Raw genomic sequence first — 3,682 nt, 5'->3', positions numbered from 1 at the left:
GCGGAAAGAGGTTTCGGGGATCTGAGCGGCGAGGGATAAGCGTTCGTTCCGCCTGATCGAGATACCATCGGCCTCATTGAGGAGAGCTTCAGCTGCGGTATTGAGCAGGATGATTTCACCACGACTTCCGATCAATACAGCGGCATCCGGCATCGCGTTGATCAGCCTCTGCGCCAAGTCGGGTCCAGACTCTATGCGGTTGACGTGCAATGACAGGTCGATGGCGCGCTCAATATGCGAGGCGAGAAGTCTCAGCCGCTTCAGCGCTTCCGCGGCATGTTCGTCCTGCGCACGAGAAAGGAAAAGCGCGACGCCCCCTATGCCTCCTGGCTCGTGCAGGCTCGCGTGCGCCATGAACAACTGATTGTGGATGTTCTGCGGCATGCAGATGTCGGTATAGAAGGACGAGCGTTCAACGGCCGCGACATCGACCATGGTATTTCCGAGGACCACCTCGCCGGGCTTTACCGTCCCGTAGGCGCGCGCATACGGATTCTGGGCATATTGTTGGAGATAAAGAGAATTTAAATCTTCCCGCATCCTGCCAGGAATCAAGAAGCTGCCGCGTCCCCGCGGTGCCTGATAGACAATGTTTCCCGCGACCGCTCCGACGTAGTCAACGATCGAGCAAAGTGTTTCTGACCAAAGCTCGTAGCGAATAGACGACTGGTAAATGGCATCGACGATTTGGGCATGTGGCATGTCAGCGACCTCATCGTGGCAGAGTAGAGCCGCCAACCGCTGCAGTTAATGCACTTCAAACAGGTGGGCTATATAGCCCTAGGCAATCGAGCCTGCATCACCTGAACGGGTGAGTACAAGATCCTCCTTATTCTCCTTCCGCATAGTATGGCCTTAAAACGGTGCCGGGCGCAATTTGGCTTTGTCGATACTAAATCAGGGTAAATAGCGAAAAATACTCTGAGGTTGGTTGAGCTCATCTTGCGGCGCGCCAAATCGCTGAGCAGCAGACTGCACGATCCTATCGTTCAACCAGGGCCAGCGGCCATGCGGCCACCAGCTAGAAACGCCGAATCGACCAGCCACTGCGATCGCCCGAACGGATGACGCAGACGCGACAGAAATCTTCAATTCTCCCGCGTCGATCTCATTGGCCCAAGATTGTCCCTTATGCCGCTTCTCGCCTCGCTTGCTCTATCCTATGCATTGGTTCTGGTCGCGCCAGGGCCAAACCTGCTTATCGTGCTTCGCGTGGCCGTGAGGCCGTCCTGGGGCCGCCTGCTGAGCGTGGCCGCCGGGATCGCCTCCGGCGCCGCCATTGCCTCTTATCTCGCTGCGATCGGAGCGACGACTCTGAACATGCTGGATGACCTGGATATGTGGTCTTCGATTGTTCTGTCCTCGATCCTCTTTTTTTCAGCCGTCCGGCTTGCGCGCCGTCCTCTTGCGGGCACGCCTCCACAACAGCTTGGATCGGATCGCCTAAGCCTCAGGCTGTACGGCTTAGGCTTGGCAACGGCGCTCAGTAATCCCCTGTCGGTTCCCTTCTTCGTGGGCCTCTATCTCGCCCAGCCCGACTTCAGAACCGGTATGGGTGAGGTAGCCACCTGCATCATTTTCCTGATGGCCTTCTCCTGGTTTACCCTGGTTGGATGCGTTTTCTCCATCCCCGCTATTCAACAGCTCGACACGTTTTGGGCGAAGATTGCCCAAACCGTTCTGTCGGCCGCTATGGGGCTATATGGCTTGATACTGCTCTACAAGCATGTGCTTTGATCCAAGCATTTCTGATTGACAGCCTATTCTGGGGTAGGTTCCTTTCCCTGCCGGCGAGACAGTCGCGCGAACGCATCGATGAAGATCTGCCGGTCGGCTCCGCCGGCGAGGGGTGCAGACGGGATCGGCTATGCGGGTCGAGGAGTTATCCGGCAAGCGCCCACTTTGGCCTTGCCGCTCAGTAGAATGAACTTTCGGCAGGCAATCATAGGAGCAGGTATGACCTTCCCAAACTGCGCGCCTGGTTCGAGGATTCTGAGCTATCGCGTCGGCTGTCGTTCCCAACAGATGAATGGTTCGCCTATGTAACAAATGGAGAACCCGCTCGCTGCTGGGTCGCCATGCAGGGTGACCAGTTGATTGCCGAGGTACAGGTTGACCGGGATGGGGCGGAGCGCGGCTACCTTGATCTGGCCGTGTGTCCCGATCTGAGGGGCCGGGGATTTGGAGCGGCGGTACTTTCCGCCTTCTTGTCAGGCCCAGGGCAAGCCTATCCAATCCTGGAGGGACGCATAGAGCCCGACAATGCGGCCAGCCTCGCATGCTGCAGGCACTGTGGGTTTGCGTTGTTGCCTGAGTCCGACGCGGATGGCTTCATTCGAGCCGTCTACAAAATGCCACGCCATGCCTTCGGCGAATTTTGAGGTATCCTAGGTGAGTGAGTCAGGCGGATGGAGAGAGGATTTAAAGATGGCCGACGATATCAGCATCGAATTTTCTTTGCTCGTTGAGCATGGACGGGAGCAGGATGCAGCAGATTTCTATGCAGCGGCCTTTGGTGCGCAGCAGGTTGATACCTTCAGCTCAGACGGCGTCGTGATGGCCGTCGAAATGCGGTTTGGAACGATGCCCGTTTCCGTGGCGGGGTCCAACCCGAAGCGCGAACAACACCCCTCCTACGGCGGCCCGTTTTTTCCGAAAGAGCCTGGAGCTGTCAGTACTGTTTTTCGCATAAATGTTGGCGATATCGATGGCGCTGTAGAGCGGGCCGTTACGGCCGGGGCAGTAATCCGGGACAAACCACAGACGGACGTGTTCGGTCGGCGAGTGTCATCGGTCTATGATCCCTTCGGCCACATTTGGGCACTGGTGGAGCGGAAGGCCGCGTCTCTCTCAGTCGCCGCGTGAGTGTGAAGCGAATGTCCCGAGGACTTGGTTTGTCGCAACGGTTCTATGAAAACGTTGTTGAGCCCATTCTGAAAGAACATTTTCCTGATCTGTCCTATACGGCATGTCGGATCGGTCTTGGCTCCGAGGTGCTAGGCTATGACACTGAAATTTCGGCCGATCACGACTATGGCCCCTGTTTGCAGCTTATCCTCGCTGAAGAGCGGTTTCCCGCGGCGGCCGTGCAAATCGTGGACGTTCTTGACAGTGTTTTGCCAGCCACCTTTGAAGGATGGGCGGTCCACTACCCGACCAATGTTCGTCCACCCAGGGACTCTGAAGAGGGTATGCTTGGATCCGATCACGGCGTTGAAGTCTACACGATTGCTGCTTGGTGCGATCGTTTTCTAGGAAGGGTTTTTCCCACGGAGCTTACCGCGCGGGACTGGCTATCTTACTCGGAGCAGACATTGTTAACGGTGACTGCCGGGGCGGTTTTCCGCGACGACGCCGGCGAATTGAGTGCGCTTCGTGCCCGGCTTGCCTACTTCCCTCGCGATATATGGCTCTACAAGTTAGCCGCCCAGTGGGGCCGTATCGCAGAGGAACGGGCTTATGTCGGGAGGGCAGGGGACGTTGGCGACGAACTCGGCTCGCGCGTTATCGCGACGCGGATGGTCGGAAACATCATGCGGCTCGCCATGCTGATCGAACGCCGCTATGCGCCTTATCCCAAGTGGTTCGGTACGGCCTTCTCGCGACTTGCCTGCGCATCCGATCTCGCTCCATTACTTGAGCAGGTTCTGGCCGCGCGTATTTGGCGCGAGCGGGAATCCGC

Annotated in this window: 3 protein-coding genes and 1 pseudogene; 3 read left to right on the top strand and 1 reads right to left on the bottom strand. The window is 57.5% G+C overall.

The annotated features are described in order from the left end of the window. A pseudogene (locus FY112_RS01005) lies at window positions 1–702 on the bottom strand (helix-turn-helix transcriptional regulator); the annotation flags it as partial. Window positions 703–1,131: 429 nt separating this feature from the next. Between FY112_RS01005 and FY112_RS01000 the strand changes: the two are divergent. From FY112_RS01000 to FY112_RS00985, 3 genes are all read left to right on the top strand, one after another. After that, window positions 1,132–1,737 (top strand): LysE family transporter, encoded by a 606-nt coding sequence (locus FY112_RS01000; protein WP_094087963.1) that lies wholly within the window; start codon window positions 1,132–1,134, stop codon window positions 1,735–1,737. A 690-nt stretch (window positions 1,738–2,427) separates the two neighbouring features. After that, window positions 2,428–2,865, top strand: a complete 438-nt coding sequence (locus FY112_RS00990; RefSeq protein ID WP_094088343.1) for a VOC family protein — start codon at window positions 2,428–2,430, stop codon at window positions 2,863–2,865. A gap of 29 nt (window positions 2,866–2,894) precedes the next feature. Continuing rightward, window positions 2,895–3,682: DUF4037 domain-containing protein (locus tag FY112_RS00985; RefSeq protein ID WP_181018119.1), on the top strand; the 788-nt coding region annotated here is incomplete at its 3' end.

It is taken from the genome of Rhizobium sp. PEPV16, from assembly GCF_008919455.1.
In the GTDB taxonomy this organism is placed as follows: Bacteria; Pseudomonadota; Alphaproteobacteria; order Rhizobiales; family Rhizobiaceae; genus Rhizobium; species Rhizobium leguminosarum_Q.
The sequence above is the reverse complement of the archived record's forward strand: the minus strand, read 5'-3'. Positions and strand labels throughout refer to the sequence as shown.

Excerpts from the sequence above, each read along its gene's own strand:
- FY112_RS01000 (WP_094087963.1), top strand. The coding sequence starts at position 1,132 with ATGCCGCTTCTCGCCTCGCTTGCTCTATCCTATGCATTGGTTCTGGTC.
- FY112_RS00990 (WP_094088343.1), top strand. The coding sequence starts at position 2,428 with ATGGCCGACGATATCAGCATCGAATTTTCTTTGCTCGTTGAGCATGGA.